This is a genomic window from Streptosporangium sp. NPDC000095, assembly GCF_042899335.1.
Taxonomy (GTDB): domain Bacteria; phylum Actinomycetota; class Actinomycetes; order Streptosporangiales; family Streptosporangiaceae; genus Streptosporangium.
The window spans coordinates 110,718-137,317 of record NZ_JBIAZS010000009.1 but is presented as its reverse complement, the minus strand read 5'-3'; the positions used below and the strand labels follow the sequence as shown (position 1 = coordinate 137,317).

Below are 26,600 nucleotides of genomic sequence, written 5' to 3'. Positions count from 1 at the left end.
GCATAGTGAAGGGTCTAGGGTCGGGAATAGATACCACGGAGAGAAACAGTCCCTGACGAACAGAGGGTGCGCATGACGGTACGGCGGGTGATGGGCATCGAGACCGAATACGGCATCTCCGTGCCCGGACAGCCGGGGGCCAACGCGATGGTGACCTCCTCTCAGGTCGTGAACGCCTATCTGGCGGCCTCGGCCGCCAGGGCACGGCGCGCGCGATGGGACTTCGAGGAGGAGAACCCGTTGCGGGACGCACGGGGGTTCGACCTCGCGCGGGAGGTGGCGGACCAGAGCCAGCTGACCGACGAGGACCTCGGCCTGGCGAACGTGATTCTCACCAACGGGGCCCGGTTGTACGTGGACCACGCCCATCCCGAATACTCCACACCCGAGTGCACCAATCCTCGGGCGGCGGTGATCTGGGACAAGGCGGGCGAACGGGTGATGCACGACGCGGCGGTTCGCGCCTCGGCGATGCCAGCCAACGCCCCGATCCAGCTCTACAAGAACAACACCGACAACAAGGGCGCCTCCTACGGCTGCCATGAGAACTACCTCATGCGCCGGGCCACCTCGTTCGCCGACATCGTCAGACACCTGACGCCGTTCTTCGTCTCCCGGCAGGTCGTCACCGGCGCGGGCAAGGTCGGCATCGGTCAGGACTCACGGGGCGAGGGTTTCCAGATCAGCCAGCGGGCCGACTTCTTCGAGGTCGAGGTGGGGCTGGAGACGACGCTCAAGCGGCCGATCATCAACACCCGGGACGAACCCCACGCCGACCCGGAGAAATACCGTCGCCTGCACGTCATCATCGGTGACGCCAACATGTCGGAGATCTCGACCTACCTGAAGCTGGGGTCCACCGCGCTCGTCCTGGCGATGATCGAGGATGGCTACTTCACCCGCGACCTCGCCGTGGACAACCCCGTCCAGGCCCTGCGCGCGGTCTCACACGACCCCACGCTCAAGTACGAGATCTCCATGCGCGACGGCCGCAAGCTGACGGCGGTGCAGCTCCAGATGGAATACCTGGAGCTCGCGCGCAAGTATGCCGAGGAGCGCAGCGCCAACGGCCTGGACGAGCCCACCAAGGACATCCTGGAGCGCTGGGAGTCGGTCCTCACCCGCCTGGCGGAGGATCCGATGCAGCTGTCCGGCGAGCTCGACTGGGTGGCCAAGCTGGAGCTTCTGGAGGGATACCGGACCCGTGACGGCCTTCCCTGGTCGCATCCGCGTCTGCAGCTCGTCGATCTCCAGTACTCCGACATCCGTCCCGACCGAGGGCTCTACAACCGGCTGGTCGCCCGGGGCCGCATGCAGCGCCTGGTGACCGAGGAGGAGGTCCAGAGGGCCATCGAGGTGCCGCCCAACGACACCCGGGCCTACTTCCGAGGCCGCTGCCTGAGCCAGTACAGCGAGTCGGTGGCCGCGGCCTCCTGGGACTCGGTCATCTTCGACATCCCCGGCCGTGAGTCGCTGCAGCGCGTCCCCACCCTTGAGCCGCTGCGCGGCACCAAGGCCCACGTGGGCGAGCTGTTCGACCGCTGCCGTACCGCCGCTGAGCTGGTGACGGCGCTCACCGGCGAGCAGTGACGTGCTGAGCGGGGCCTGAGAAGGGCCTGAGAGGGGGAGGTGGCCCGGCCGGGCCGCCTCCCCCTCTTCGCGCCTACCGGATCCCGTCAAACCGGACACCTGGATTGACGGGGGACGGAGATTCGGGATACGTTCCGGGTGCTTTGTGGCGGTGCGAGGGAAATCCGGTGAAATTCCGGTGCGGTCGCGCCACTGTAATCCGGCCCGCGAGGGCCGGGAGCCAGGTCACACTCGGCCGCCACCGACCTACGAAAAGGGACGCGTCAATCCCGGAGGAGGTGGCCGTGAGCCAGATCTCGGCACCGCACACCCAGCCCATCCCATGGCACTCGCTCACCCGCTGGCTGCTCGCCGTACCGGCGCTGCTGCTTCTCGCCTATCTGGTCACCTTCGACCAGGGGGCGATCTCCCAGGCGGGAAACTACCTGCACGAACTCATGCACGACGGACGTCACCTGCTCGGCGTACCGTGCCACTGAGCCGCAGGTGATCTCCAAACTCATCGTCCGGGGCCTCGTCGCCGGACTGCTCGCAGGGCTGCTCGCGGCCGTCTTCGCCTACACCGTCGGCGAACCACGCATCGACCAGGCCATCGCGCTCGAGGAGGCGGCCGCGGCCGCCTCCTCGGCCGAACCACACGACGACACCGGGACCGCCGCCCACTCCCACGACGACGAGGAGGAGGCCCTCGTCAGCAGGGACGGGCAGCGTTTCGGGCTCTTCCTCGCCCTCGGCCTGTACGGCCTGGCGATCGGGGGACTGTTCTCCCTCGTCTACGCGGCCGTACGCGGCCGGGCGGGACCTCGCTCGGAACCGGTGCTCGCGGTCACGCTCGCCGCCGCCGCGTTCACCTCCGTCGTCCTCATCCCTTTCATGAAATATCCCGCCAACCCACCGGCGGTCGGTGACCCGGAGACGATCGACCAGCGCACCGTGCTCTATCTGGTCGCCGTGGCCATCGGGATCCTCGCCGTCGCCGCCGGCACCGCCGCCCACCGCTACGCCTCGCGGAGTGAACCGTGGGTGCGCTGGCTGTCGGCGGGCGCCGCCTTCCTGGTCCCCGTCGTCGCGGCCTGGATCCTCCTGCCGGAGATCTCGGAGGTGCCCCAGGGCTTCCCCGCCGATCTCCTGTGGGACTTCCGGATCGCCTCGATAGGAACCCAGGCGGTCTTCTGGGCCGGTGTCGGCGCGCTGTTCGCCTTCGCCGCACGCAGGCGCGGCCCGGTGTGACGACCCCCTCGGGGGTCACCCGCCTGCTCCTGGTCTGCCACGCCTCCACCTCGGCGACGGCGCGGGCCGCGTTCCCCGTCGACGAACCACTCGACGAACGCGGCCTGCGCCGGGCCGAGAGGATGGCGCGGTACCTCGGCTGGGCAGACCCCGGTCCCGCGGCCTGCCCGGCCGAGCTGCGCTGCGTTCAGACGGCGGCGGCGCTCGGCCTGCGGGCGGAGCACGACCCGCTGCTCGCCGACTGCGACCACGGCCGCTGGAGTGGCATGACGCTCGGCGAGGTCGAGGCCGCGGAGCCCGAGGCGCTCGCCTCCTGGCTCGGCGATCCGGGCGCGGCGCCGCACGGCGGGGAGTCGATCACCGCGCTCCTCGCCAGGGTTTCCGGCTGGCTCGCCCTCCGTACTCCCGGCAGGGCCGTCGCGATCACCCATCCGGCGGTCATCCGTGCCGCGGTCGTCCACGTCCTCGGCGCCCCCGCCCGCTCCTTCTGGCGCGTCGACGTCGCGCCGCTGGCCCGGGTGGCACTCACCGGGCGCGGCGGGCGCTGGCGGCTCAGCCACCTCCCCTGACGGCGCGACCACCCGACGACGTGAACGCGATGAACATCCCGACGATGCGAAGGAGATCCCAAGGTGCGCAACCCCCGCTATCCCTTCACCGCGATCGTGGGGCTGGAGGACCTGAAACTCGCGCTGATCCTCAACGCGGTCTCCCCTCGCGTCGGGGGAGTACTGGTCAGAGGGGAGAAGGGCACCGCCAAGTCCACGATCGTGCGGGCGCTGGCCGCTCTCCTGCCGCCTGTCGAGGTGGTGACCGGTTGCCGGTTCTCCTGCGACCCCGCCGCCCTCGACCCCGGCTGTCCCGACGGGCCACACGGGTCACACGAGGCCCCCGAGGGACCGGCGGCCCGGTCCATCAGACCCGCCCGCCTGGTCGAGCTGCCCGTCGGCGCCTCCGAGGACCGCCTCGTCGGCTCCCTCGACATCGAGCGGGCCCTCACCGAGGGCGTGAAATCCTTCGAACCCGGTCTCCTCGCGGGCGCCCACCGGGGTGTCCTGTACGTCGACGAGGTCAACCTTCTCCACGACCACCTGGTGGACCTGCTGCTCGACGCCGCGGCCCTCGGCACCTGCTACGTCGAGCGCGAGGGGGTGTCGGTACGGCACGCCGCCCGGTTCCTGCTGGTCGGGACGATGAATCCCGAGGAGGGGGAGCTGCGCCCGCAACTGCTCGACCGCTTCGGGCTGACCGTTGAGGTAAGGGCCTCGCGGGAGGCGTCCCAGCGGGCGGAGGTGGTCCGGCGCCGTCTGGCCTTCGAGGCCGACCCCGCCGCGTTCGCCGCCGCCTGGTCGGACGAGGAGCGGGCGCTGGCCACGCGCATCGCCGAGGCCCGAGCCGGGGTCGCCCAGGTCGTCCTGCCGGAGGCGGCGTTGCTCAAGATCGCCACCGTCTGCGCGGGCTTCGAGGTGGACGGGCTCCGGGCCGACCTGGTCACCGCCGGCGCGGCGATCGCGCACGCCGCCTGGCAGGGCCGCACCTCCGTCACCGCCGACGACGTCCGGGAGGCGGCCAGGCTCGCGCTCCCGCACCGTCGTCGCCGTGACCCCTTCGACGCGCCCGGCCTGGACGAGTCCAAGCTCCAGGATCTCCTGGACAGGATCCCCGACGACCCCGGCCCCGATCCTGACGGCCCCCAGGGGCCGGACGACCCCGGCGGCCCCGATCCCGGCAGAGACGAGGGAGGCCCGGAACCCGTATCCGGCGGCTCCGAGGCCGGGGACGCCACCTCGGACGACCCGGGCGGCTCTGGAGGACACGACGGCGGGGACGCCTCCCCGCACGGGGCCGCCGACGCCCGGGACACCCTCGGCGCCGAGGCGGGGGAGGCTCAGGCCGCGAAACCCCGGGAACCGTCGGAGGCGACCGGGGGAGCACCGGCCCGCGAGCAGATCGTCGACGCCGAGCCCGGGAGCGGGAACAGACTGTTCACCGTCCCGGGCGTCGGTGCCGGAGCTCCCGGGCGCCGGTCACGCGCCAGGACACCCCTGGGTCGTACCACGGGCGCCAGGGTCCCCGAGGGCCGCACCGGCTCCCTCCACCTGCGGGCCACCATCGGCGCCGCCGCCCCGTACCAGGTCGCGCGGGGCAGGAACGGGCCAGGACTGCTGCTGCGCCGCGGCGATCTCAGGGAGGCGGTCCGCGAGGGCCGCGAGGGCAACCTGGTGCTGTTCGTCGTGGACGCGAGCGGTTCGATGGCCGCCAGGCAGCGCATGCGCGCGGTCAAGACAGCGGTGCTCGGCCTGCTCCTCGACGCCTACCAGCGCCGCGACAAGGTCGGGCTCGTCACCTTCCGCGGCGCCCGCGCCGACCTGGTCCTGCCGCCCACCTCCTCCGTCGAGGCCGGCGCGGCCCGGCTGCGCGAGCTTCCCACCGGAGGCCGGACCCCGCTGGCCGCCGGTCTGCTGCGGGCCGCCGAGGTGCTCAGGGTCGAACGCCTGCGCGACCCGTCCAGACGCCCGCTGGTGGTCCTGGTCACCGACGGGCGGACCACCTCGGGAACCGCCGAGGAGTCCCAGCGCGCGGCGGAACTGCTGGCCGGGGTGGCTGGCGTGGTGGTCGACTGCGAGGGCGGGCCCGTGCGCCTCGGCCTCGCCGCCTCCCTGGCGGCGAGGATGGGCGCGGAGACCGTACGCCTCGACGAACTCACCGACCTGGCCGGGATGGTCCGGGAGAGGCGCGGCGCCGCGTGACCGTGAAGGTCCGAGGCCGGTGAGTACGGCGAGAAGGCCGTACCAGATGACGGTGCCGGATGACAGTGACACGACAGTGAGGGGAGGGCGACGATGCCGCAGGGCAGACCCGTCAGCGTGCCCGAGGACGGCCTGACCACCAGACAGCGCCGCACCCGGCCGCTGCTGATCGTCCACACGGGACCGGGCAAGGGCAAGTCCACCGCGGCCTTCGGTCTGGCCCTGCGCGCCTGGAACCAGGGCTGGCCGATCGGGGTCTTCCAGTTCGTCAAGTCCGCCAAGTGGCGCATCGGAGAGGAGCGGGCGCTGCGGGTGCTCGGCGACTCCGGTGAGGGCGGGCCGGTCTCCTGGCACAAGATGGGCGAGGGCTGGTCCTGGATCCAGCGTCCCGGCAACGAGGAGGACCACGCCGCTGACGCCCGCGAGGGCTGGGAGCAGATCAGACGCGACCTCGCCGCCGAGACGTTCCGCCTGTACGTGCTGGATGAGTTCACGTACCCGATGAAGTGGGGCTGGATCGACGTCGAGGAGGTGGTCGAGACCCTGCGCGGACGGCCAGGAAGCCAGCACGTCGTCGTCACCGGCCGCGACGCCGACCCCCGGCTGCTCGCCGCCGCCGACCTCGTCACGGAGATGGGTAAGATCAAACACCCCATGGACGCGGGGCAGAAGGGGCAGAAGGGCATCGAATGGTAGCCCGGATCGTGATCGCGGCCCCCGCCTCAGGAGCGGGTAAGACGACCGTGGCGACCGGCCTGATGGCGGCCCTCGCCCGCCGGGGCATGGCGGTGTCCCCGCACAAGGTGGGGCCCGACTACATCGACCCCGGCTACCACGCCATGGCCACCGGCCGTCCCGGACGCAACCTCGACCCGTTCCTGACGGGGGAGGACCTCGTCGCCCCCCTCTTCCTGCACGGCGCGGCCGGGGCGGACATCGCGGTCGTCGAGGGCGTGATGGGCCTGTACGACGGCGCGGGCTCCACCGAGTTCGCCTCCACCGCGCACGTCGCCAGGCTGCTCGGGGCCCCGGTGGTCCTGGTCGTGGACGCCGCCAGGCAGAGCCGCTCCGTCGCGGCGCTGGTGCACGGGTTCGCCTCCTACGACACCCGGATCAGGCTCGGCGGAGTGATCCTCAACCGGGTCGGCTCCGAGCGGCACGAGGCCGTCTGCCGCGAGGCGCTCGCCGAGAGCGGCGTCCCCGTACTCGGGGCGATCCGTCGCAGCGACGCCGTCACCGCCCCCTCCAGGCACCTGGGCCTGGTTCCCGTCGCCGAGCGCCGCCCCCAGGCCGCCGGTGCCCTGGACGCCGTCGCGGACCTGGTCGCCGCCTCCTGCGACCTGGAGGAACTCCTGCGACTCGCCCGCGGCGCGCCGCCGCTGCCCGCCGTCCCGTGGACTCCCGGACCGCCCGCCGCTCCCGTCACGAGGATCGCGGTCGCCGGAGGGCGGGCCTTCACCTTCGGCTACACCGAGCAGGCCGAGCTGCTGGCGGCGGCGGGAGCCGAGATCGTCCCCTTCGACCCGCTCGTCGACGAGGCCCTCCCGGAGGGGACTCGCGGGATCGTGATCGGAGGCGGTTTCCCTGAGGTCCACGCGGCCGAGTTGTCGGCCAACGAGCCGCTGCGCGACCAGGTCGCCGCGTTCGAGGGGCCGATCTCGGCCGAGTGCGCGGGCCTGCTGTATCTCTCCAGGAGGCTGGACGGCAGGCCGATGTGCGGGCTCCTCGACGTCGAGGCCAGGATGACCGGGACCCTCACCCTCGGCTACCGCGACGCGGTGGCCGTCCGCGACTCGCCGCTCACCAGGGACGGCGAGCGCTACCGGGGCCACGAGTTCCACCGCACCACGGTCGAGCCCGTCCCCGACCGGCCGCTGTTCCGCTGGCGCGGTGGCGCCGACGGGTTCGCCGACGACCGGATCACCGCCTCCTACCTGCACCTGCACTGGGCCGGCAGTCCCCATCTGGCCTCCAGGTTCGTCGAGGCCTGCCGCCGGGTCCCGGCCGTCTGACAACCCCCCGCGGTTCGAGCCGGTTCGTGAGCCGGAAATCCCGGCATCCGACCTTCCCGTTACCTCCACCGGCCTTTATCCGCGGCCTTGTGTCCATTTATTCGAGAAGCGCGCTCCGCCGGACGGCCCGATTTCGCGAAACCCGGGATCGCCCGGCGGAAGAGGAGACGAAGGACGCTTTTCCCCGTTTCGAACACCGGGTGAAACGCCGCGAGATCCTAGGCGAAGGCGTCCGGTGGCAGCCTGGCCGCGGGCAACCGTGGCGGGGCCAGCGCCACCCCCTCCGTGTGGAGGATCGCCGACAGCATACGGCCGGCCTGCCCCATGCTGATGCGGGCAGCCGGGTCGCGCCGGAGCAGCCCTTCCAGGACGGGCCACAGCACTCCGGCCGGCGTCGCCGGATCCTCGTACCCACCGCCCACGGGAAGGCGCTGCGCCGGTGTGCGGGAGGTGGGGCGCGGAGGGCGGCCCTCCACCGCGAAGTACAGGCTCGCACCGAGCGACCACAGGTCGCTCGCCGGGGTCGGTGGACTGCCCCGCAGCCGCTCCGGCGCGACGAAGGAGGGGACATGGACGAACGGTACGGTCGTGGAGTCGCCCGGATCGCCGTGCAGTGCCGCGACGCCGAAGTCGGCCAGCACCACCCGGTCGCCGGTGAGCAGGATGTTGCGCGGATTGATGTCCCGATGCAGGACACCCGCCCCGTGCGCGTGGCGCAGCCCGCCCAGCAACTGGAAGCCGATCCACGCCGCCCAGTGGATCGGCAGGCGGCCCAGGTGCCGCACGGTCTCCTTGAGTGTGAGGGCCTCCAGCAACTCCATGACGATCCAGAGCCGCCCGTCCTCCTCGAGCAGGTCGTGCACGGAGATCACCGCCGGGTGGTTCAGCCTCCCGGCCGAGCGCGCCTCGCGCAGGGCCCACCGCCGTGCGTCGTGCATGTCCATCCCGTCCTCGGTGAACCGAGGCTGGATCTCCTTGATCGCCACGTTCCGCCTGAGCAGGGAGTCGTGGGCCCGCCACACCGTGCCCACACCGTCCCGCCCGATCGGCGAGGCCAGGTGATAGCGATCACCCAGTAAGCGTGCCTTCCTCGCACCTGTTCCCATGAATCACCTGCTGCACATAGAAGCCGGGCACCTCAGCTGATTCATATTTTCATCTGGAACGATGCACCGGGTGATTACCTAGGGTGATTCTCTGTAACGATTTAGGCGCGTGGGCTTGATGTCGTCTTATTTCACGTCCGTAAAACCCGTTTACGGATTCCGGAAAACCGTTCCCGAGGGTGGTGAAAGCGTTTCGGAAACGTTCGTGAACGGCCTCAGGCCGCACTGAAGCAGCGCACGTCCTCAAGCATCTTCGAGGTCCGCTCGGCGCTCAGCCGCGCTCGCGGATCCTTGCGCAGCAGCCCTCGCAGCACCGGCTCCAGGGCGCCCGCCCGCTTCGGCGCGCGCGGCGGTTCGCGCAGGGCCGCGACCAGCGCCGCCATCGAGTTCACCGTGCGGAACGGGGTCCTGCCCTCCACCGCCATGTACAGCGTCGCGCCGAACGACCACATGTCCGCCTCGCGGGTGCCGCCCCTGCCCTGCAACGCCTCCGGCGCGATGAAGGCCGGGGTGCCCCGGGTCGAGGTCGTCGCGGCCCCTTCCGGCGCGGCGAAGCCGAAGTCGGCCAGCACCACGCGATCGCCGGTCAGCATGATGTTGGCGGGTTTGATGTCGCGGTGGATCACCCCGCCGTCGTGCGCGTGCCGCAACGCCTCCAGCAGGCGGCACCCCATCGCCGCCACAAGATCCACCGGGAGCGGGCCCGCCTGCACGAGCGTGTCGTGCAGCGTCAGCGCCTCCAGGAACTCCATGACGATCCAGAGCCGCTCGGACTCCTCGGTGAGGTTGTGCACCGTCACGATGCCCCGGTGGCTCAGCCGCGCCGCCATGCGAGCCTCCCTGACCACCCGCCGCCGCTGCTCGGCCGCGGCGGGCCCGGGTGGCAGAAGTATCTCCTTGAGGGCCACCTCTCGCTCCAGAAGCAGGTCGTATGCACGCCAGACGACGCCGGTCGCCCCCTGTCCGACGCGTGAGACGAGCTTGTACCTGCGCGCGATGATGGTGCTCACCCCCCAATGATCGCAGTTTTCGGTCGCGAAGACCTACCTGGAACGTTCCCGATCTCCCTCGGGCGGTGAATTCGCCTGGATCCGGTGAGTGATGATGCTCACACGAACCGATGCGGGGCCATGGGGCGCTCGTGCGCGGACGCGGAGGCGCCGGCGGAGATCGAGGCGCCGCCGGGAGCGTCGCTGCGGGGTTCGTGGGGATTCGTAGAGGTTCAGAGGAGACCGATCCCCAGCATCAGCGTGCCCGCTCCCAGTGCCACCCCGCCCGCGGGGACCAGCCAGATCAGCCGGTTCGGTTTCGTGTCGGAGGGGCGTACGACGGACAGGAAGAAGCCCAGGGGCATCAGGATCGGCGCCGCCACGATCAGGATCCGCGTCAGGTCCTTCAGGCCGCCGGGCAGATCCGCGTGGTCGATGTAGAGCAGGGCGACGAGCGCGAGGAGCACCAGGACGCCCGCGTGTGCGTGGCCGGCCCGCCACAGGCCACGCCGCACCGGGTTGTCCAGGTAGCCGGGGATGCCGCGCATGATGTGCGCGAGCAGGGAGGCCCCGCCGAAGGCCACGGCGGGCACGGTGATGAGGAGTATTCCGGCTGTGCTCAGCGACGACGGTGACATGGGGCCCTCTTCTTTGGATAGTGGTGCTATCCGATTATTGGATAGAGATGCTATCCAGTCAAGGTGGGTGGATTTCACCTCGGGCCCCGGGGGGAGGTCCCCTGACGGAGGGAAGTTCGGCGCGGCCAGTACGGGCTCCCGCAAAGATCGCGGGATGATCCGCGCGCAATGTCGCCCGGTTCGGGGAAGATATGAATCAGATCCGTCCCCCAGGTGGAGGTGCCACACATGGCAAGCAAGGACACCGGCGGCCAGAAGCAGACCGGCCGGACCGACAAGGAAGTCGAGGAGACCGCCCCGGCGGAGACCTCCGACGTTCAGGAGCGTCACGAGAAGCTCTCCGACGACGTCGACGCGATCCTCGACGAGATCGACGAGGTGCTGGAGGAGAACGCAGAGGAGTTCGTGAGGAGTTACGTGCAGAAGGGCGGACAGTAGGTTCGTCCGTCGGAGTCAAAGGTCAGAGGTGAGGACGGATCCGGCGGGGAGCCGGGGGACCCGTTCTGACCGCGGGCCCGGCTCGGCTCCCGCCGGGCCCGGCTGGCGGGTGACGTGCGGCCGCACCCCGCCGGGAGCGCCCTGGTGGGTGCTCCGCCTCCGAGCGCCGCGAACACGCTGAGCCGACCAGGGGAGACCCCTCCGGGAATGCTCCCGGAGGGAATCGAGAGCCGTCCCACGGCCACCGCCCCGCCTCCCACGCGGGCCGGGCGGGCCTTCGCCATCTTCGCGCCCCCGTCGTGTTCGCCGTGCCCCGAGGGGGATCGGCGCGAGATCCGGTGACCGGAGCCGATCATCCGTAAAGATTCAAAAGCCCGGCGGAGTGTGGTTCGCGCTGAGCTGATCCAGGGAAGTGCAAGCAGCACGGCAAGATGAGTAAGGTCGGGCCTTAAAGGACCGCACCTTTGGAGGGAGTCGCGTGGGATCTCACAGGGACCTGCCCGCCGGCATGGTGAATCACATCTTTACCGACACCGGGAGCTCCTCGTTCACCGAGTTCGTCAGGTCCCATTCGCCGGACTTGCTGCCTGGCCGTAACGAGGTCCTGGGGACCTCGGTGGGCGATCACATCCCGCACGCCACCACGATCGTCGCGGCGATGTGCGCCGGTGGCGTGGTGATCGCGGGAGACCGCCGGGCGACCTCCGGCAACATCATCTCCCAGCGTGACATGGAGAAGGTGTTCCGCACCGACGACCACTCGGGCCTGGGCATCGCGGGGACGGCGAGCACGGGCATCGAGATGGCCCGCCTCTACCGGGTGGAGCTCGAACACTACGAGAAGCGCGAGGGCCGCACGCTCTCGGTGACGGGCAAGGCCAACCGGCTCGCCACGATGATCCGCGGCAACCTGCCGATGGCGATGCAGGGGCTCGTGGTCGTCCCGCTCTTCGCCGCCTACGACCCCGATGTCGACGGTGGCCGCATCTTCAGCTACGACGTGGGCGGCGGTCCCTACGAACAGCACCACTACCACTCGATCGGATCCGGTTCGATCTTCGCGCGAGGTGCTCTGAAGAAGCTCTACCGCGAGGGTGCCTCCCCCGAGGAGACCGTGCTGACGCTGATCCACGCACTCTACGACGCGGCCGACGACGACTCGGCGACCGGCGGCCCCGACATCACCCGCAAGATCTGGCCCATCGTCGCGGTGATCACCGCCGACGGATACCGTCGGCTTCCCGACGAGGAGGTCGGAGAGCTCGTCCGGGTCGTGGTCGAGTCCCGGGCCGACCACCCCGACGGCCCCACCGCCCCGCTGCGCTAACACGAGAGGATCACCCCAGGTGTCCATGCCTTTTGGATATGTCTCGCCCGAGCAGCAGATGCGGGACAAGGCGGATTACGCGCGCAAGGGGATCGCGCGGGGCCGTAGCGTCGTCGTCCTGCAGTACGAGGACGGCATCCTGTTCGTCGCTCCCAACCCGTCCCGCGCCCTGCACAAGATCAGCGAGATCTACGACAAGATCGGGTTCGCCGCGGTCGGCCGCTACAACGAGTTCGAGGCCCTGCGCCTCGGCGGCATCCGATACGCCGACATCAACGGCTACACCTACGCCCGCGACGACGTCACCGCCCGTGGCCTGGCCAACCTCTACGCGCAGAACCTCGGCCAGATCTTCACCGAGTCGCTGAAGCCGTTCGAGGTGGAGATCGTGGTCGCCGAGGTCGGTGACTCCTCCGACGAGGACCACATCTACCGGCTGACCTTCGACGGCTCGGTCTTCGACGAGGCGGGGCTGGTGGCCATGGGCGGCCAGGCCGAGACGGTGGCGGCCCGTCTCAAGGAGCGCTACCGCGACGGCCTGTCGCTGACCGAGGCGCTGGAGGCGGCGCTGTTCGCGCTGACCGAGCCGGGAGGCGAGCGCTTCCCCGCGAACCAGCTGGAGGTGGCGGTGCTCGACCGCAACCGCCCGCACCGCAAGTTCCTGCGGCTCAACGGCCCCAGGCTGGAGCGACTGCTGGCCGAAGGTGCCCCCGTGGCCGGGGGCGAGAAGACGGCAGGGGGCGAGAACCCCCTCTCCGCCCCCGAGACGCCGGGCGCCCCGCCGACCGCGCCCGACGGCGACATCGACACCGGATCCAGCGGCTGACCGCGTCCGCGGGCGACGCCGGTGCCGCGCCGGGTGGTCTGACCGCACGGCGTGGGGGTGCCGTCCTCTGCAGGACGGCACCCCCACGCCGGAAGGCAGGTCTTCTCCTGCGGGACGCCTGAGAACGGTGGCAGCACGGTCCCCGCGCCGGACGGGCCGGTCAGCGGCACCCCGTGGTCCGTGTCGCGAAAAAGCCCGGCGCGGGCAAGTGGCGCTCCGGCGCCGGACGACACCTCACGACACCCCGCGACACCCGTTCCGCCTCGCCGGGAACACAGCTTCCGGCGAGGCGGGAACGGGTGTCGCTGCGGTGTGTCCTGGATCACATCGTCTCCGGACAACCGGCCCCGCTCCACGCTGGTCACACTCCGTGTGAACAACACCTCCCGGATCCGGACCGGATCCGCCCCTCATATGACCGCCCTCGCGGCTCCTCGACGGCCCGGTGTGGCGCTGGCCCTGCTCGCGGCCGTGGCGCTGGCCTCAGGCTGCGCCGCGGAGTCCTCCTCCGCCCCCCTGCCGGTCGCGTCCTCCTCCGCGCCCGCTCCCTCGACGGGCGCGCCGACCCCCACCCCGGGCTCCGCCGCGGCCGTCCCCGAGCTCTTCGGTACCGAGTTCCAGGCGGCTCCGGAACACGACTGGAGCAAGGGGCGTCCGCCGCCCTTCGAGGGCGTCCTGAGGGGCTGGCTCACCGACGTGGACGACAACGGGGTGGCCGAGTACCGGCCGATCCGCTTCGTCCAGCGTGGTGGCGAGGACGGTCACTTCGACGGCCCCGAGGAAGGTGACGTGGTCCGCTACCTGGCGCCCATCGCCGAGGACGTACTGTTTCTCGCCGACAGCGGCTGCGACAACACGACGCAGACCTACGACAAGGCCACCAACCTCGGCACCGAGAGCTGCACCCGTCAGACGTTGATCGACAACGTCAGGGAGGCCGCCTCGCTGACCGGGGTCGAGGGCCTCCACCGGCCGGCCCTGATCACCACGGAGAACGGCAGGATCACCAAGGTTGTCGAGATCTTCTGGCAGGGCGGAGGCTGATCGAGGCCGTCGATCCCGGCGCCTTCGCGCCACCCGCGCCCGGCGGGAACCGGGCGCGGGGCGCGTCCGCGCTTAGGCGCTCACAGCCTGGGGCATAAGCCGTACGACCGAAAACCCCATGATCCCTCCCACGAGAGGGGTTCGGCGAATAGTGTGAGGCAATGGATCGTCGCATCTTCGGGCTTGAGAACGAGTACGGCGTCACCTGCACGTTCAGGGGGCAGCGGCGGCTGTCACCCGACGAGGTAGCGCGTTATCTATTCCGCCGCGTCGTCTCCTGGGGCCGATCGAGCAACGTCTTCCTCCGCAACGGGGCGCGCCTGTATCTGGACGTGGGGAGCCACCCCGAGTACGCCACCCCCGAGTGTGACAACGTCGTGGAGCTCGTCACCCACGACAAGGCGGGCGAGCGCATTCTGGAGGGCCTCCTCGTCGACGCGGAGAAACGCCTCCGTGAGGAGGGGATCGCCGGCGACATCTACCTGTTCAAGAACAACACCGACTCGGCGGGCAACTCCTACGGCTGCCACGAGAACTATCTGGTCGGCCGGCACGGCGAGTTCGGCCGCCTGGCGGACGTGCTGATCCCGTTCCTGGTCACCCGGCAGATCATCTGCGGGGCGGGCAAGGTGCTGCAGACCCCGCGTGGAGCGGTCTACTGCGTCTCCCAGCGGGCCGAGCACATCTGGGAGGGCGTCTCCAGCGCCACCACCCGGTCGCGTCCGATCATCAACACCCGTGACGAGCCGCACGCCGACGCCGAGCGGTTCCGCCGCCTGCACGTCATCGTCGGCGACTCGAACATGAGCGAGACGACCATGCTGCTCAAGGTCGGCGCGACCGACCTGGTGCTCCGCATGATCGAGGCGGGCACCGTGATGCGCGACCTGTCCCTGGAGAACCCGATCCGGGCCATCAGGGAGGTCTCCCACGACATGACCGGGCGGCGGCGGGTGCGGCTGGCCAACGGCCGGGAGGCGTCCTCGCTGGAGATCCAGGAGGAATACCTCTCCAAGGCCCGTGACTTCGTCGACCGCCGCGGCGGCGACGAGGTCAGCCACCGGGTGCTGGAGCTGTGGGAGCGCACGCTCAACGCGGTCGAGACCGGCAGCCTCGACAAGGTCGCCCGCGAGATCGACTGGGTGACCAAGTACCAGCTGATCGAGCGCTACCGCCAGAAGTACGACCTGCCGCTGTCGAGCCCCAGGGTGGCTCAGCTCGACCTCGCCTACCACGACGTGCACCGCCGCCGTGGCCTGTTCTACCTGCTGCAGAAGCGCGGTGCGGTGGAGCGGGTGGCCTCCGACCTGAAGATCTTCGAGGCCAAGTCGGTGCCGCCGCAGACCACCCGGGCCCGGCTGCGCGGTGAGTTCATCCGCAAGGCGCAGGAGAAGCGCCGCGACTTCACCGTCGACTGGGTGCACCTGAAGCTCAACGATCAGGCGCAGCGCACCGTGCTGTGCAAGGACCCCTTCCGTAGCGTCGACGAGAGGGTGGACAAGCTCATCGCCGGGATGTGACGGTCATACTTCGGCAAGCTCGTTCCCGGCCTTACCTCCTCCGTACGCCGGGACGGGTAATGTGGCGCGAACCTGACGTCTGCTTGAGGGATACCTATGCGCCGCCGCAGCATGGCCGTACTGGCCGCAGTGCCTTTGATATTCGCCGCAGCATGCGGCTCCGACGGAGGCGCGGCCACCGGCGCCTCCAGTTCCGCCAGCGCGGGGGAGGTCACCGAGCTGCAGGTGACCGGGCAGGCGGGCGCCAAGCCGACCGTCGCGTTCCCGCCGAAGGTCGTCGAGACCTCCTCCTACAAGGTGCTCACCCCCGGCACCACGGGGGAGGCCGCCAAGCCCGGCGCCAGCGTCATCGCCAACTTCACCGTCTTCACCTGGGACGGCAAGGAGAACAAGCTCGCCGGCTCGACCTACGACGAGGGCGGGCCGCAGGTCATCACGCTCAACGAGCAGGTCCCGGAGATCCTCCGCAAGGGCTTCGCCGAGACCAAGGGCGGCGGCAGGTTCATGTCGGTCGTCGCCAAGGACGCGCTGCCCGCCGAGCAGCAGGCGCAGGCCCCTCCCGGCCAGTCGCAGGTCTTCGTGGTCGACGTCGTGGGCGTCCCCCAGGAGAAGGCCGCCAAGGGCACCGCGACCGACCCCGGTCTCGACGGTGTCACGGTGGAGAATCCGGCCGGCGACGCCGCGCCGAAGCTCACCACCAAGACCAAGAAGAAGGCTCCCAAGGAGCTCGTCGCCAAGACCGTGATCCAGGGCACGGGCCCCGAGGTCAAGTCCGGCCAGTCGATCCTGGTCCAGTACGCCGGGAAGATCTGGGGATCGGACGCCGAGTTCGACAGCAGCTGGTCCCGCGGCGCCCAGCCGATCATGTTCCAGATCGGCACCGGCAAGGTCATCAAGGGCTGGGACCAGGGTCTGGTCGGTGTCCCGGTCGGCAGCCGGGTGCTGCTGAGCATCCCGCCGGACCTCGGTTACGGCAAGGAGGGCTCCGGCGACAAGATCAAGGGCACCGACACCCTGGTCTTCCTGGTCGACGTGCTGGGCGCCTACTGACGATTACACCGGTCGGCCATCGCGCCGAGGCGAACTTTCGTTCCTAAGCCCGGCCGTGCCAGCGCACGGCCGGGCTTCGCGCTTCCCGAACCACTCCTGCGGATTCGGGATCGCCGGTTCAGGAGCATGCTCTCCGGCCGATGAAGGATTTTCTAGCGGAGCGCTGGGGCGGGACCGCCCTCGCCCCTGAAAGCCAGGGCGCGTCCCTGGCCGGTACCCCGGTCGCTCGTCGGCATTGCTGGGCCCACCTCGCGCGACAGGGGTGAAATCGCATATCGCGAAACAGCGGCGTGCCTACCGAATCAAATTTTCGGTGTTAATGGGGTGGCATGATCGCTCATTCTGATCGTATAGTCGCATAAATGACCGTGTTTATCGTGGCATGCCGTCCTTCTTCGGGAGGGGCCCTTGCTGGCAGTGGTGGGCGAGTGACTCTGCGTTGAGCCGACAGATTCTAGTGTTCACGAACAGAAATGATGCGCACAGCGACATAATCATCAGCAGGCTGAATGAGATGCGTCAAAGCGTGGTTAGGCTGAACACCGATGACGTTCCTCAGAAAACGCTGATCGAGCTTCGCCTGGATTCGAAGAGCTGGACCGGTGGTATTCGGCTTGGTGGTGGGCGGGTCGTCGAGCTCTCCGAATTGAAATCCGCCCTGGTCCGGCGGCCGGAGGGTTATGTCTTTCCGTACCATCTGGACTCGGTTTCGCGGAGATTCGCCGACGCAGAGACCCGGCACACCATGGGAGGGCTGTGGGAGTCGGTCGACTGCTACTGGATGAGTCGGCCAGACGTGATCCGCGCGGCCGGCTGGAAGCCCGAGCAGCTGCAGAGGGCAGCACGCATGGGCTTCGAGGTGCCACGCACGCTCATAGCAACCGATCCCGACGCGGTTCGTGAATTCTATGAGGCATGTTCCGGCCGGATCGTCTTCAAGAGCATGACCGGCCCTGCGGCGCTTGCCTCGGCCGCGAGGGCCGGGGAGAGCCCGAAGGAGGTCGACTTCGCGGCGCGGGTTGTCACGGAGGAGGATCTGTCTCGCCTTGAGGCGATAAGAATAAGCCCTTGCCTCTTCCAGGAGCACATTCCCAAGAGCTACGAGATACGGGCCACGGTCATCGGCGACGAGATCTTCGCGGCCGAGATCCATTCCCAGGAGTCTTCCGAGACCAGTGTGGACTTCAGGCAGGCGAGGATAACGATCCCCTACCGCAGGGCCGTGCTCCCGGAGAGCGTGGAGACCCGCTGCCTGGAGTTCGTGCACAGCTACGGACTCACTTTTGGTGCGCTCGACCTCGTCGTCACTCCGGACGGCAGGTTCGTGTTCCTGGAGAACAATCCGGTCGGACAGTTCATGTTCGTCGAGAGAAAGGTGCCCGAGTTGCGTATGACCGACGCTCTGGTGGCGTGCCTGGCCCGCAGGACCGGTGCCCTTTGACGCCCTGCTCCAGAAGCCGACCCTCGCGAAGCGGGCGGGGATCACAGACGTGAATGTGCTCTCTGACCCCTACGTGCTCCTGTTCTGCCGTGTTCTTACAAGCCTGGTCTTCGCCGTCTCGCTCGTCGGCAAGGCGGCTGACGTCACGTCGTTCCGCGTCGCCATCCGGTCGCTGGTGCCGATCCGTGGGAACGCCGTGTGGCTGGTGCTGTGCCTGGTGTTCCTGGCTGAGCTTGGCGTCGTCGTGCTCATGCTGATCGCCGGAGACCTCCTGGTTCTCGGGTTCGCGCTGGCGGCGCTCCTGTTGGGGGTCTTCACGACCGCCCTGGTTGTCTCCCTCGCGCAGGGCAGGCAGGTTTCGTGCAACTGCTTCGGCAAGAGCAAGGAGCAGGTCACAGGGTTCGATGTGGCGCGAAACACGATCCTGATCATCGTCGCCGCGCTTTCCGCGCTCTTTCTGGCGGGCTCGCCGACCCCTCGTGCCGGATTCGAGCCTCTGGAACTCCTCACGGTCACGGTGATGAGCGGGACGACCCTCGCGTTCCTTCTTCACCTTCGCGACGTCTCGCTCGTCGTCTTCCCCCGCTCCGCACCGAAAGACAGGGAGGAGAGGGCTTGAGTACCGAGACCCTCGTCCTGCTGCTGTGGATTGCCGTGTTCGCTAACTCCTTCCTGCTCTTCCGGGTGATCAGGAAGCTCAGGCCGTTGTTCGAGCCCCCGAAGGAGCTTCCGGAGATCCCCTCCCTCCCGTTGGACGCTCCCGCGCCCCCGTTCGACGCCGAATCGATAGACGGTGCGATCCTCTCCCTCGGGGACCTGGCCGAGTCGTCCGTCGCCCTGGTCTTCGTCTCGCAGGATTGTGCGGGCTGCCGTGCCCATTTTCCGAACCTGGAGAAGATAAACCGGATCGCGAAGGTCTCGGGGACGAGGATGGTCCTGGTCGGATTCACCGATTCGTTCTCCCAGCGTGAGGCCCACGACGTCCTCAGGGCCAGGCACCAGATCACCGCGGACATCGTGATCGTCGCGCGAAAGCACGTGCTGCGCCGTCTGTACAACCCGCGGGGGGCGACGCCCTTTTTCTACCACGTTGAGGATGGCGTGGTCCGGAGGAAGGGAGCGCTCGACACGGAGAACTGGGCGGAGATGGTCAAGTACTGGCAGGCCCTGGCCAGGAGCCAGGGGAGTACGGGCCGGTAGCCGTGGCCCGAGACACGAACGCGCCCGATCGCTCGCCAGCGTAAACCGGTGGGAAACGATCGGGCGCGTTCTGCTCGCTTGGTCACCGCATCGTGGTGATCACGGTGGTGAATGGCGGCCGGTCAACGTCGAGCGTCTGCCGGAGAGTCCGGCGCCAAATTCGACGTTAAAGGTTCGCTTGAAAGAGCAGTAAATCAGCACCAGTCGCCGAAAAAAACGTCAAAACACTGGTACCAGCTGAAGTTGCTGTTCGAGCAGAGACAGATCTCGGCCTGCTCATTCGACCGCCCAACCCAAAGCTGTTGCTCTTCGTCGTACTCTCCCGTGATTGCGGGAGGATCGAGAACCTGCTGTGCGCCAGAGGAGGCTGTGTTGAGGGCGAAAGGAATTTCCAATTGTCACTCCTCGTTTGAGGCTGGCAAGCAAACGGGTTTAGTATTACACGGTCGATCCATGTCGTGCAAGGAAGTCGAATGTCCTAAACAGGATGGGGTGCTGATTTTCTGAAAAATAAGATCCCTTTTTGGGCATGCCGAAAATGCGCCATGTCAGCGCTGGGTTGTTGGAAGTGTGCGGAGAGTGTTTGATGTTGGGATTGCGCTTTCGTCAAGTCGGTCCGGGGTTTCCCGAGTGTGGGGTGCGGGATGCGCCGGATTTCTCCCCTAAATCCGTTGCCTATAATCCGGGCTGTGAGTGGCGACGATCTCGACACGGTGGCGATACTGCACGACCCGGTGCGCCGGGCCGTCTACGACTACGTGGCCTTCCAGCGTCACGACGTGGGACGCAACGAGGCGGCAGAGGCGGTGGGGGTGCAGCGGACCCTGGCGGCCTTCCACCTCGACAGGCTCGTCGAGGCGGGCCTGCTCGAGAGCGGGTTCCGGCGGCTGACGGAGCGGACGGGGCCCGGCAGCGGCAGGCCGGCGAAGGTCTATCGCAGGGCGCGGGGGGAGTGGCAGGTCAACGTGCCCGCCAGGGACTACCGGACCCTCGCCCTGGTGCTGGCGGAGGCGGTGGAGTCGCTCGGCGGGGATGAGAGGGCCGAGCAGGTCGCCCGGCGTGCGGGGGCCCGGTTCGCCGAGCAGGGGGAGGATCTCGCCGGTGTGCTGCGGCGGCGCGGATACGAGCCCTACGAGGAGGACGGCCGGGTGCGGCTGCGCAACTGCCCGTTCCACGTGCCCGCCGAGGAGCATCCGCTGCTGGTCTGCTCGGTGAATTTGGGATTGTGCCGGGGGATGCTCGACGCGCTCGGTCAGGACGCCTCGACGGCCAGGCTGGACCCACGGCCCGGGGAGTGCTGCGTCGCCTTTTCTAAAAATAATGAAGATTGACATAGAAGGACCGTGGATGATCTGCTGTGCCCATGCACCTGGCCCAGATGAACGTCGCCCACATGCGCGCGCCCAAGGACTCCCCCGAACTCGCCTCCTTCATGGCGGGCCTCGAACCTCTCAACCGGCTGGCCGAGGCCGACCCCGGCTTCGTGTGGCGCCTCAAGGGGGGTGACGGTCCCGAGGACACGGTCGAGCACATGTACGGCGACCACCTGCTGATCAACTACTCCGTGTGGCGGTCGCGCGACGCGCTGTGGGAGTACGTCTACCGCAGCGACCACCTGGCGTTCCTGCAGCGGCGCAGGGAGTGGTTCCTGCGCATCGCGCAGCCGTACTCGGTGATGTGGTGGATCCCCGAGGGGTACGAGCCGACCCTTCCCGAGGGGATGGAGCGCCTGGAGAGGCTGAGGGCCGAAGGCCCCACCCCGGAGGCCTTCACCTTTAAAAACTTCTACGACAGCAGCGAGGCCGCGTGGCGCCCGGCGGCGGCCGAGGCGAGGAAGTAGGCGAGGTCCTCGTCCAGACCCCGGCCCATCGTGGACAGGCGCACCGGAGATCCCTGGAGCGCCTCGTACAGACCGTCCACCGCCACCTCGACCAGCTCGTGGCGGGCGGCGAGCGGGCGTGACTGCTCGGCCACCCGCCTGCCGAAGTCGCCGGGCAGCACGGGCACGGCGACGTGGGCCGGGGTGAGCGCCACCCGGCCGTAGGCGGTGAGCGAGTGGTGCGAGACCCCGATGTGGCGCTCGCGCAGATCGCCCTCGCTGACCCGCAGCGCCGCCACCGGGCGGCCTCCCAGGACGGCGGCGGCGTTGACCGCCTCGCCGGCCGAGACTCCGGAGAAACCCCAGCGGGTGCCGCTGCCCAGATTGCCCGGTCCCTGGGTGACGATCGCGACGTCGGCCTCCAGGACGTGCCTGGCCGCCAGCAGACCCGTGTGCGGGGTCACCGCCTCCACGTCGCCGCCGAACGCCTGGCCCACGGTGACGACCCCGCACAGCCAGCCGGTCTCCCGCAGCCGTGCGCACGACATGGAGAACCAGGCGGGCAGCGCGCCGCCGTCGAGCATCACGTAGGCGACCCTGAGGGGTCTGCCGCGCTCCGGGCCATCGGTTTTCTGAGTTTCGCCAGGCTGCGGGGGGTTTTGGTCGTACAGGCCGCAGAGGATCGCGGGCAGGGCCGAGTGCAGGTCGGCGACGATCACCGGCATGCCGTCCACGGAGTCCGCGTCGCGCAGGACCTCGTGGAAGGGCGAATCCTGCTCGTCCGCGCCGAGGACGGTGGCCTGCAACGGGGTGTAGCGTGCCTTCACCAGGTGTCCGGGGCCTTGAGGATCTTGTGGCAAACGGTCGGGGACAGCCACCACCATGGCGTAACCTCCCGTACCGAGACCCATCGCGAGCGCGGTCGTGTTGAGCAGCACCACGTCACCGGGCTCGGGACGTCCCACCAGGGCCGGGTAGGCGAGCGCGCGCGCCTCACCGTCCTCGGTGGTCACGTCGAGTTCCACCGCCCCCGGCCATTCGCGCCGGATCCGTACGACCTCGCCCCTGCGCCATCTGATCACGGGGGAAGGGTAGCGTCACTCGAACAGGAAGGAGGCCGGATGTCGCGCCGGAAGACCGAGCGGCTGCTCAATCTCGTGATCTGCCTGCTGGCCACGCGGCGGCCGCTCAGTGCCGAGCACATCCGCCAGGCGGTGCCCGGTTACGACGCCGACAACGACGAGGCCTTCCAGCGGATGTTCGAGCGGGACAAGAACGAGCTGCGGGAGATAGGCATCCCGATCGAGGTCCACAAGGACCCGTGGGAGGAGGATCCCGGATACCGGATCGTCCGCTCGGCGTACGAGCTGCCGGAGATCACCCTGGAGCCCGACGAGGCCGCCGTGGTCGGCCTGGCGGCACAGGTGTGGCAGCGGGCCAGCTTGGCCGAGGCGGCCAGCGGGGCCCTGCTGAAGCTGCGCGCGGGGGGCGTGCAGACCGACGAGGCCCACGGGGTGCTCGGCGGCGCGCTGGAGCTGCGCGTCGACACCCAGGACCCGTCCTTTCCCGCGCTGTGGGAGGCCGTGCGCGACCGGCGCGCGGTCCGCTTCGCCTACCGGGCGGCGGCGAGCCAGAACGTGCTGACCCGCACGGTGGAGCCGTGGGGCGTCGTCAGCCGCCGGGGCCGCTGGTACATGGTCGGCCACGACCGCGACCGGGAGGCGCCGAGGGTCTTCCGGCTCAGCCGCATCAGCGGGCCGGTCACCACCCTCGGCCGCCCGGGTTCGGTGGTGGTGCCCGAGGACGTCGACATCAAGTCCATGGTCGTCTACAGCGACGCCGCCGTGCGCGAGCGCACCGCCCTCATCCGGGTCAGGCGGGACACCTGCCAGGGGCTGCGCCAGGTGGCGAAGGCGGTGCGGCCCGCCGGCGAGGACTGGGACGAGCTGGACGTCGACTTCACCGACCCCGGCAGGCTGGCCGGATGGATCGTGGGTTTCGCCGCGGACGCGGAGGTCGTCGGACCCCCGGACGCCCGTGACGCGGTCATCTGCCGCCTGAAGGGAGCTCTCGCGTGAGCACGGCCGACCGCCTGCCCAGGCTGCTTGCACTGGTGCCCTACCTGATGTCGCACCCCGGGGCACAGGTGCCCGAGGTCGCGAAGATCTTCGGGCTGAGCGAGAAGCAGCTCATCGACGACCTGCAGCTGGTGTGGATGTGCGGGCTGCCCGGCCACACCCCCGGCGACCTGATCGACGTGTCGTGGGACGGCGGGGAGATCGTCATCGACAACGCCGAGACCATCGCCCGCCCGCTGCGGCTGGGCGTGGACGAGGCCAGTGCCCTGCTGGTCGCCCTGCGCCTGCTCGCCGAGATGCCGGAGTTCGGGGAGCGCGACGCGCTGGCCCGGGTCATCGCCAAGTTCGAGCGGGCCTCGGGCGAGGGCGCCGCGGCGGTCAGCAGCCAGGTCGCGGTGGAGGTCGACGCCGCGCCCGACGCGCTGCCCATCGTCAACGAGGCGCTGCGGCGCGGCAGACGGCTGTCGCTGCGCTACTACGTGCCGGGACGCGATGAGATCACCCCGCGTGAGGTCGATCCGATGCGCCTGGTCGTCGTGGACGGCCGCCCCTACCTGTCGGGCTGGTGTTACCGGGCCGAGGCGGTCCGGCTGTTCCGGCTGGACCGGATGCTCTCCGTCGACGTGCTCGACGTGCCCGCCGACCCGCCTGCGGACGCCGTGGCCGACGAGGTGACGCCCGGGGTGTTCCGGCCCTCGCCGACCGACGAGCTGGTGGAGCTCGAACTCACCCCCGCGGGCCGCTGGGTCGCCGAGTACTACCCGTGCGAGCGGGTCACCGAGCTCGGCGAGGGCCGTGTGCGGGTGGCCCTGCGGGCCAGGGACCAGGGCTGGCTGGTACGCCTGGCGCTGCGTCTCGGGGACACCGGCAGGGTGGTCTCGCCCGCCTCGCTGGACGAGAGCGTCCGGGCCGCGGCCACCGCCGCGCTGAATCGTTATGAGTCGCTTTCCTGACGTACGAAGCCGGAGTCTCCCGACATGAGCTGGATCATCGCCGCGGTCTCACTCGCCTTCGGAGGGCTTGCCCTGCTGGGTTTCCTCGCCGTTCGCGTGCTGCGCGCGGCCGCCGCGCTGAGCCGTGAGGTCGATCGGACGGAGGGGAGACTGGAGCCCGTTCGGGTCCTGTTCGGCGAGCGTACGGCGATCGCGCGGGGCCAAAGGGATGAGTCTGTCGCCGGGGGAGCGTACGATCGGAGGCAAAGACCGCACGTCGCCCGGCGTAAGGATGTGTAATGCCCAACCTCGGACCCACTGAGCTGATCATCATCGGCCTGATCCTGGTGCTGCTCTTCGGTGCCAAGAAGCTGCCGGAAGCCGCCCGCGGGCTCGGCCGGTCGCTGCGCATCTTCAAGTCGGAGACCGCCAAGCTCCGCGACGAGGACGACGCGGAGACCGCGACCGCCACGGTCGTCCAGGCGCAGCCCCAGCCCGCCGCCCCGGCGCCGCAGTCGATCCCGGCGGCGACGCAGCCTCCGGCTCCCGCGCTGAGCGTCGAGGAGGAGGCCCGCCGCCTCGAGGAGCAGGCCGCCCGGCTGCGCGCCCAGGCCGGAGCGCCCAAGCAGCAGTGATCGGCGGTAGCCTGAAGATCTAACCCCATCACTCGACTCGTCACCCCAGGATTCGCGAATGGCGCTGCTGAAGTGGCCCAAATCGGGCCGGAATGGGGCGGCGCCGTCGCCCGCAGAGGCGGGCGACGGTCGCATGCCGCTCATGGAGCACCTGCGCGAGCTGCGTAACCGGCTGGTCATCGCCCTGCTCGGCCTGGTCGCCGGCACCATCGTCGGTTTCATCTTCTTCGATCCGATCTGGCAGTTCGTGTCGGCGCCCTACTGTGGGCTCCCGCAGGCGCAGGAGCTGCGGTCCGGGCAGTGCACGATGCTGATCCTCGGCGTCTTCGACTCCTTCTTCGTGAACCTCAAGGTCGCCGCGATGTTCGGCCTCGTGGTCTCCTCGCCGATCTGGCTCTGGCAGATCTGGGGCTTCGTCACCCCGGGTCTGTACCGCAACGAGAAGCGCTACTCGTTCCTGTTCATGGCGCTGGCCGTCCCGCTCTTCCTCGCGGGCGCCGCTCTGGCCTACTTCGTGATGGACAAGGGCCTGTCGATCCTGCTGAGCTTCGCTCCGCCGGGTACGGTGGTCGGCCTCACGATCGACGAGTACCTCAGCTACGCGCTGATCATGATCATCGTGTTCGGCATCTCCTTCGAGTTGCCGCTGCTCATGGTGTTTCTGAACATCATCGGGGTGCTGCCGCGCTCGCTGGTGTCCAAGCACCGCCGCATGGTCATCTTCCTCATGTTCGTCTTCGCCGCCCTGGCAACCCCGAGCACCGACCCGTTCTCGATGATCGCCCTGGCTATCCCGATGGTGCTGCTGTTCGGCCTGGCCGAGGGCTTCATGTATCTCAGGGAGAAGAGACAGTCCAAGGGTGAGGACTTCTCCCACCTCTCCGACGACGAGGCCTCCTCGCTCGACGACGACGTCTCGCCCGTGGGTGCCGTGACCCCGGTCGACGATCCGGCTCCTATCGATTCGAGAACGACCGACCCCGATCCCGGCAAATAGCGGATAAGTTCCGGTCTGTGCCCGCAGAGATCGCAGTCCTCGTCAACCCCGCCGCCCGCGGCGGCCGTTCCCGGGGGCTGCTCTCCCCGGTGCTCGACCGCCTGCGGCAGGGTGGACGCGAGGTCTCGGTGATCCTCGGAGACTCCGCCTCCGACGCGCTGGAACGCGCCTGCACGGCCGTTGCCGAGGAGCCGGAGGCGCTGGTGGCCTTCGGCGGCGACGGCCTGGTCCACCTCGCCGTCCAGGCGGCCGCGGGCAGCGGCGTACCACTGGGCGTCATCCCCGTGGGCACGGGCAACGACATCGCCGCCGCGCTCGGCATCCCGCTGAAGGCGCCGCTCGCCGCGGCCGACACCGTGTTGCGCGGGCGGGTGCGCACGGTCGACGCCGTGAAGGCGGGCGAGGACGAGTGGTTCGCCGGGGTGCTGGCCTGTGGCTTCGACTCCCGGGTCAACGAGCGGGCCAACACCATGACCTGGCCGCCGGGTATGGCGAGATATCTTGTCGCCCTCGCCGAGGAGTTGCGCTCCTTCCGGCCCATCCCGTTCAGGATCGGCCTGGACGACGAGATCGTCGAGCGTGAGGCGATGCTTGTCGCGGTCGGCAACACCCGTTCCTACGGCGCGGGCATGCGCGTGTGTCCCGGCGCGGTCCCCGACGACGGCCTGCTGGACGTGACGATCCTCGGGGCCATCCCCAAGATGGAGTTCCTGCGCACCTTCCCCCGCGTCTACCGGGGCTCCCACGGCGCCCATCCCGCCGTCACCATGCTCCGCGCCCGCCGGGTGACCCTGGAGGCCCAAGGAGTGATCGCCTACGCCGACGGCGAGCGGATCGGCCCCACCCCGCTGACATGCGAGATCGTCCCCGGCGCGCTGGCGGTCCTCGTCTAGGGCCGCCGACGTACGCCGACGGTCCTGGACGAGGACCGTGCGGCGCCGCCCGGACGGCCCGCCGGGGTGGCCCGCGCGATCGACG

At 69.5% G+C, this 26,600-nt stretch carries 29 protein-coding genes and 1 riboswitch; of the genes, 24 read left to right on the top strand and 5 right to left on the bottom strand.

Annotated elements, in window-relative coordinates; genetic code table 11:
* Nucleotides 1–72: 72 nt before the first annotated feature.
* From dop to ACFY3V_RS21085, 7 genes are all read left to right on the top strand, one after another.
* Nucleotides 73–1,590, top strand: coding sequence for a depupylase/deamidase Dop (dop, locus tag ACFY3V_RS21115; protein ID WP_350948294.1), 1,518 nt, complete (start codon nt 73–75; stop codon nt 1,588–1,590).
* 119 nt (nt 1,591–1,709) lie between these two features.
* Nucleotides 1,710–1,840, top strand: a riboswitch (cobalamin riboswitch).
* A gap of 34 nt (nt 1,841–1,874) precedes the next feature.
* Complete coding sequence (locus tag ACFY3V_RS21110) at nt 1,875–2,069, top strand: CbtB-domain containing protein (RefSeq protein ID WP_350948295.1); 195 nt, start codon at nt 1,875–1,877, stop codon at nt 2,067–2,069.
* 7 nt (nt 2,070–2,076) lie between these two features.
* On the top strand, nt 2,077–2,820 hold the full coding sequence (locus ACFY3V_RS21105) for a CbtA family protein (RefSeq protein WP_389775503.1): 744 nt from the start codon (nt 2,077–2,079) through the stop codon (nt 2,818–2,820).
* A complete protein-coding gene (locus tag ACFY3V_RS21100) occupies nt 2,817–3,389 on the top strand; it encodes a histidine phosphatase family protein (protein ID WP_362897250.1) in 573 nt (190 codons plus the stop codon). Before ACFY3V_RS21105 ends, ACFY3V_RS21100 begins: the two co-directional genes overlap by 4 nt.
* Before the next feature lie 63 nt (nt 3,390–3,452).
* Entirely contained in the window at nt 3,453–5,570 is a 2,118-nt protein-coding gene (locus ACFY3V_RS21095) for a VWA domain-containing protein (protein ID WP_362897249.1), read from the top strand.
* 93 nt (nt 5,571–5,663) lie between these two features.
* Nucleotides 5,664–6,266 (top strand): cob(I)yrinic acid a,c-diamide adenosyltransferase, encoded by a 603-nt coding sequence (gene cobO, locus ACFY3V_RS21090; RefSeq protein ID WP_362897248.1) that lies wholly within the window; start codon nt 5,664–5,666, stop codon nt 6,264–6,266.
* Nucleotides 6,260–7,582, top strand: a complete 1,323-nt coding sequence (locus ACFY3V_RS21085) for a cobyrinate a,c-diamide synthase (protein ID WP_389775498.1) — start codon at nt 6,260–6,262, stop codon at nt 7,580–7,582. The genes cobO and ACFY3V_RS21085 overlap by 7 nt, the downstream gene beginning before the upstream one ends.
* Nucleotides 7,583–7,800: 218 nt before the next feature.
* On the opposite strand, the gene ACFY3V_RS21080 is transcribed toward ACFY3V_RS21085, so the two are convergent.
* The 3 genes from ACFY3V_RS21080 to ACFY3V_RS21070 form a co-directional block, all read right to left on the bottom strand.
* Complete coding sequence (locus ACFY3V_RS21080) at nt 7,801–8,688, bottom strand: serine/threonine-protein kinase (protein ID WP_362897246.1); 888 nt, start codon at nt 8,686–8,688, stop codon at nt 7,801–7,803.
* A 215-nt stretch (nt 8,689–8,903) separates the two neighbouring features.
* Nucleotides 8,904–9,698 (bottom strand): serine/threonine-protein kinase, encoded by a 795-nt coding sequence (locus tag ACFY3V_RS21075; RefSeq protein ID WP_350948302.1) that lies wholly within the window; start codon nt 9,696–9,698, stop codon nt 8,904–8,906.
* A gap of 212 nt (nt 9,699–9,910) precedes the next feature.
* A complete protein-coding gene (locus tag ACFY3V_RS21070) occupies nt 9,911–10,315 on the bottom strand; it encodes a hypothetical protein (protein WP_389775494.1) in 405 nt (134 codons plus the stop codon).
* A 228-nt stretch (nt 10,316–10,543) separates the two neighbouring features.
* On the opposite strand from ACFY3V_RS21070, the gene ACFY3V_RS21065 reads away from it, so the two are divergent.
* From ACFY3V_RS21065 to ACFY3V_RS21025, 9 genes are all read left to right on the top strand, one after another.
* The gene (locus ACFY3V_RS21065) at nt 10,544–10,753 is read left to right on the top strand and encodes a ubiquitin-like protein Pup (protein WP_329079325.1); all 210 of its coding nucleotides are present in this window, start codon (nt 10,544–10,546) and stop codon (nt 10,751–10,753) included.
* 508 nt (nt 10,754–11,261) lie between these two features.
* On the top strand, nt 11,262–12,080 hold the full coding sequence (gene prcB / locus ACFY3V_RS21060) for a proteasome subunit beta (RefSeq protein ID WP_362897391.1): 819 nt from the start codon (nt 11,262–11,264) through the stop codon (nt 12,078–12,080).
* A 25-nt stretch (nt 12,081–12,105) separates the two neighbouring features.
* The gene (gene prcA / locus ACFY3V_RS21055; protein ID WP_350948304.1) at nt 12,106–12,906 is read left to right on the top strand and encodes a proteasome subunit alpha; all 801 of its coding nucleotides are present in this window, start codon (nt 12,106–12,108) and stop codon (nt 12,904–12,906) included.
* A gap of 414 nt (nt 12,907–13,320) precedes the next feature.
* Entirely contained in the window at nt 13,321–13,950 is a 630-nt protein-coding gene (locus tag ACFY3V_RS21050; RefSeq protein WP_362897244.1) for a hypothetical protein, read from the top strand.
* A 161-nt stretch (nt 13,951–14,111) separates the two neighbouring features.
* On the top strand, nt 14,112–15,470 hold the full coding sequence (gene pafA, locus ACFY3V_RS21045) for a Pup--protein ligase (RefSeq protein WP_350948306.1): 1,359 nt from the start codon (nt 14,112–14,114) through the stop codon (nt 15,468–15,470).
* 96 nt (nt 15,471–15,566) lie between these two features.
* Nucleotides 15,567–16,520: an FKBP-type peptidyl-prolyl cis-trans isomerase gene (locus ACFY3V_RS21040; protein WP_362897243.1), complete on the top strand. Its 954-nt coding sequence runs from the start codon at nt 15,567–15,569 to the stop codon at nt 16,518–16,520.
* A gap of 439 nt (nt 16,521–16,959) precedes the next feature.
* Nucleotides 16,960–17,961 carry an MvdC/MvdD family ATP grasp protein gene (locus tag ACFY3V_RS21035; protein ID WP_389775487.1) on the top strand — a complete coding sequence of 334 codons (1,002 nt, stop codon included), beginning with the start codon at nt 16,960–16,962 and terminating at the stop codon, nt 17,959–17,961.
* On the top strand, nt 17,951–18,580 hold the full coding sequence (locus ACFY3V_RS21030) for a MauE/DoxX family redox-associated membrane protein (RefSeq protein ID WP_389775484.1): 630 nt from the start codon (nt 17,951–17,953) through the stop codon (nt 18,578–18,580). Before ACFY3V_RS21035 ends, ACFY3V_RS21030 begins: the two co-directional genes overlap by 11 nt.
* The gene (locus ACFY3V_RS21025) at nt 18,577–19,161 is read left to right on the top strand and encodes a peroxiredoxin family protein (RefSeq protein ID WP_389775481.1); all 585 of its coding nucleotides are present in this window, start codon (nt 18,577–18,579) and stop codon (nt 19,159–19,161) included. The genes ACFY3V_RS21030 and ACFY3V_RS21025 overlap by 4 nt, the downstream gene beginning before the upstream one ends.
* A gap of 194 nt (nt 19,162–19,355) precedes the next feature.
* On the opposite strand, the gene ACFY3V_RS21020 is transcribed toward ACFY3V_RS21025, so the two are convergent.
* Nucleotides 19,356–19,556: a hypothetical protein gene (locus ACFY3V_RS21020; RefSeq protein ID WP_389775478.1), complete on the bottom strand. Its 201-nt coding sequence runs from the start codon at nt 19,554–19,556 to the stop codon at nt 19,356–19,358.
* Nucleotides 19,557–19,850: 294 nt separating this feature from the next.
* Between ACFY3V_RS21020 and ACFY3V_RS21015 the strand changes: the two genes are divergently transcribed.
* Both ACFY3V_RS21015 and ACFY3V_RS21010 read left to right on the top strand, forming a co-directional pair.
* Nucleotides 19,851–20,492, top strand: coding sequence for a transcriptional regulator (locus ACFY3V_RS21015; protein ID WP_350948308.1), 642 nt, complete (start codon nt 19,851–19,853; stop codon nt 20,490–20,492).
* 32 nt (nt 20,493–20,524) lie between these two features.
* Nucleotides 20,525–21,001, top strand: a complete 477-nt coding sequence (locus ACFY3V_RS21010; protein WP_389775739.1) for a DUF3291 domain-containing protein — start codon at nt 20,525–20,527, stop codon at nt 20,999–21,001.
* Here the strand turns inward: ACFY3V_RS21010 and ACFY3V_RS21005 are convergent.
* The gene (locus ACFY3V_RS21005; RefSeq protein WP_389775475.1) at nt 20,947–22,062 is read right to left on the bottom strand and encodes a DUF3866 family protein; all 1,116 of its coding nucleotides are present in this window, start codon (nt 22,060–22,062) and stop codon (nt 20,947–20,949) included. The two genes, ACFY3V_RS21010 and ACFY3V_RS21005, sit on opposite strands and share 55 nt — an antisense overlap.
* A 39-nt stretch (nt 22,063–22,101) precedes the next feature.
* Between ACFY3V_RS21005 and ACFY3V_RS21000 the strand changes: the two genes are divergently transcribed.
* Genes ACFY3V_RS21000 through ACFY3V_RS20975 form a run of 6 tightly spaced genes read left to right on the top strand, consistent with a single transcriptional unit; the run spans nt 22,102 to nt 26,515 of the window.
* Nucleotides 22,102–23,058: a WYL domain-containing protein gene (locus ACFY3V_RS21000; RefSeq protein ID WP_350948310.1), complete on the top strand. Its 957-nt coding sequence runs from the start codon at nt 22,102–22,104 to the stop codon at nt 23,056–23,058.
* A complete protein-coding gene (locus ACFY3V_RS20995) occupies nt 23,055–24,011 on the top strand; it encodes a helix-turn-helix transcriptional regulator (RefSeq protein ID WP_389775471.1) in 957 nt (318 codons plus the stop codon). Before ACFY3V_RS21000 ends, ACFY3V_RS20995 begins: the two co-directional genes overlap by 4 nt.
* Nucleotides 24,012–24,035: 24 nt before the next feature.
* Nucleotides 24,036–24,290: a hypothetical protein gene (locus tag ACFY3V_RS20990; RefSeq protein ID WP_362897240.1), complete on the top strand. Its 255-nt coding sequence runs from the start codon at nt 24,036–24,038 to the stop codon at nt 24,288–24,290.
* On the top strand, nt 24,290–24,625 hold the full coding sequence (tatA, locus tag ACFY3V_RS20985; RefSeq protein ID WP_386208072.1) for a Sec-independent protein translocase subunit TatA: 336 nt from the start codon (nt 24,290–24,292) through the stop codon (nt 24,623–24,625). The genes ACFY3V_RS20990 and tatA overlap by 1 nt, the downstream gene beginning before the upstream one ends.
* Before the next feature lie 58 nt (nt 24,626–24,683).
* Nucleotides 24,684–25,622 (top strand): twin-arginine translocase subunit TatC, encoded by a 939-nt coding sequence (tatC, locus tag ACFY3V_RS20980; protein WP_389775467.1) that lies wholly within the window; start codon nt 24,684–24,686, stop codon nt 25,620–25,622.
* A 17-nt stretch (nt 25,623–25,639) separates the two neighbouring features.
* Complete coding sequence (locus ACFY3V_RS20975) at nt 25,640–26,515, top strand: YegS/Rv2252/BmrU family lipid kinase (protein WP_362897238.1); 876 nt, start codon at nt 25,640–25,642, stop codon at nt 26,513–26,515.
* Nucleotides 26,516–26,600 lie beyond the last annotated feature (85 nt).

What these genes read in the sequence shown, in the direction of transcription:
- ACFY3V_RS21010 (WP_389775739.1), top strand. Translation starts at nt 20,525, where the DNA reads ATGCACCTGGCCCAGATGAACGTCGCCCACATGCGCGCGCCCAAGGAC.
- ACFY3V_RS21070 (WP_389775494.1), bottom strand. Translation starts at nt 10,315, where the DNA reads ATGTCACCGTCGTCGCTGAGCACAGCCGGAATACTCCTCATCACCGTG.
- prcA (WP_350948304.1), top strand. Translation starts at nt 12,106, where the DNA reads ATGCCTTTTGGATATGTCTCGCCCGAGCAGCAGATGCGGGACAAGGCG.
- prcB (WP_362897391.1), top strand. Translation starts at nt 11,262, where the DNA reads ATGGTGAATCACATCTTTACCGACACCGGGAGCTCCTCGTTCACCGAG.
- ACFY3V_RS21000 (WP_350948310.1), top strand. Translation starts at nt 22,102, where the DNA reads ATGTCGCGCCGGAAGACCGAGCGGCTGCTCAATCTCGTGATCTGCCTG.
- ACFY3V_RS21050 (WP_362897244.1), top strand. Translation starts at nt 13,321, where the DNA reads ATGACCGCCCTCGCGGCTCCTCGACGGCCCGGTGTGGCGCTGGCCCTG.
- ACFY3V_RS21080 (WP_362897246.1), bottom strand. Translation starts at nt 8,688, where the DNA reads ATGGGAACAGGTGCGAGGAAGGCACGCTTACTGGGTGATCGCTATCAC.
- ACFY3V_RS21065 (WP_329079325.1), top strand. Translation starts at nt 10,544, where the DNA reads ATGGCAAGCAAGGACACCGGCGGCCAGAAGCAGACCGGCCGGACCGAC.
- tatC (WP_389775467.1), top strand. Translation starts at nt 24,684, where the DNA reads ATGGCGCTGCTGAAGTGGCCCAAATCGGGCCGGAATGGGGCGGCGCCG.
- pafA (WP_350948306.1), top strand. Translation starts at nt 14,112, where the DNA reads ATGGATCGTCGCATCTTCGGGCTTGAGAACGAGTACGGCGTCACCTGC.
- ACFY3V_RS21085 (WP_389775498.1), top strand. Translation starts at nt 6,260, where the DNA reads ATGGTAGCCCGGATCGTGATCGCGGCCCCCGCCTCAGGAGCGGGTAAG.
- ACFY3V_RS20990 (WP_362897240.1), top strand. Translation starts at nt 24,036, where the DNA reads ATGAGCTGGATCATCGCCGCGGTCTCACTCGCCTTCGGAGGGCTTGCC.
- tatA (WP_386208072.1), top strand. Translation starts at nt 24,290, where the DNA reads ATGCCCAACCTCGGACCCACTGAGCTGATCATCATCGGCCTGATCCTG.
- dop (WP_350948294.1), top strand. Translation starts at nt 73, where the DNA reads ATGACGGTACGGCGGGTGATGGGCATCGAGACCGAATACGGCATCTCC.
- ACFY3V_RS21040 (WP_362897243.1), top strand. Translation starts at nt 15,567, where the DNA reads ATGCGCCGCCGCAGCATGGCCGTACTGGCCGCAGTGCCTTTGATATTC.
- cobO (WP_362897248.1), top strand. Translation starts at nt 5,664, where the DNA reads ATGCCGCAGGGCAGACCCGTCAGCGTGCCCGAGGACGGCCTGACCACC.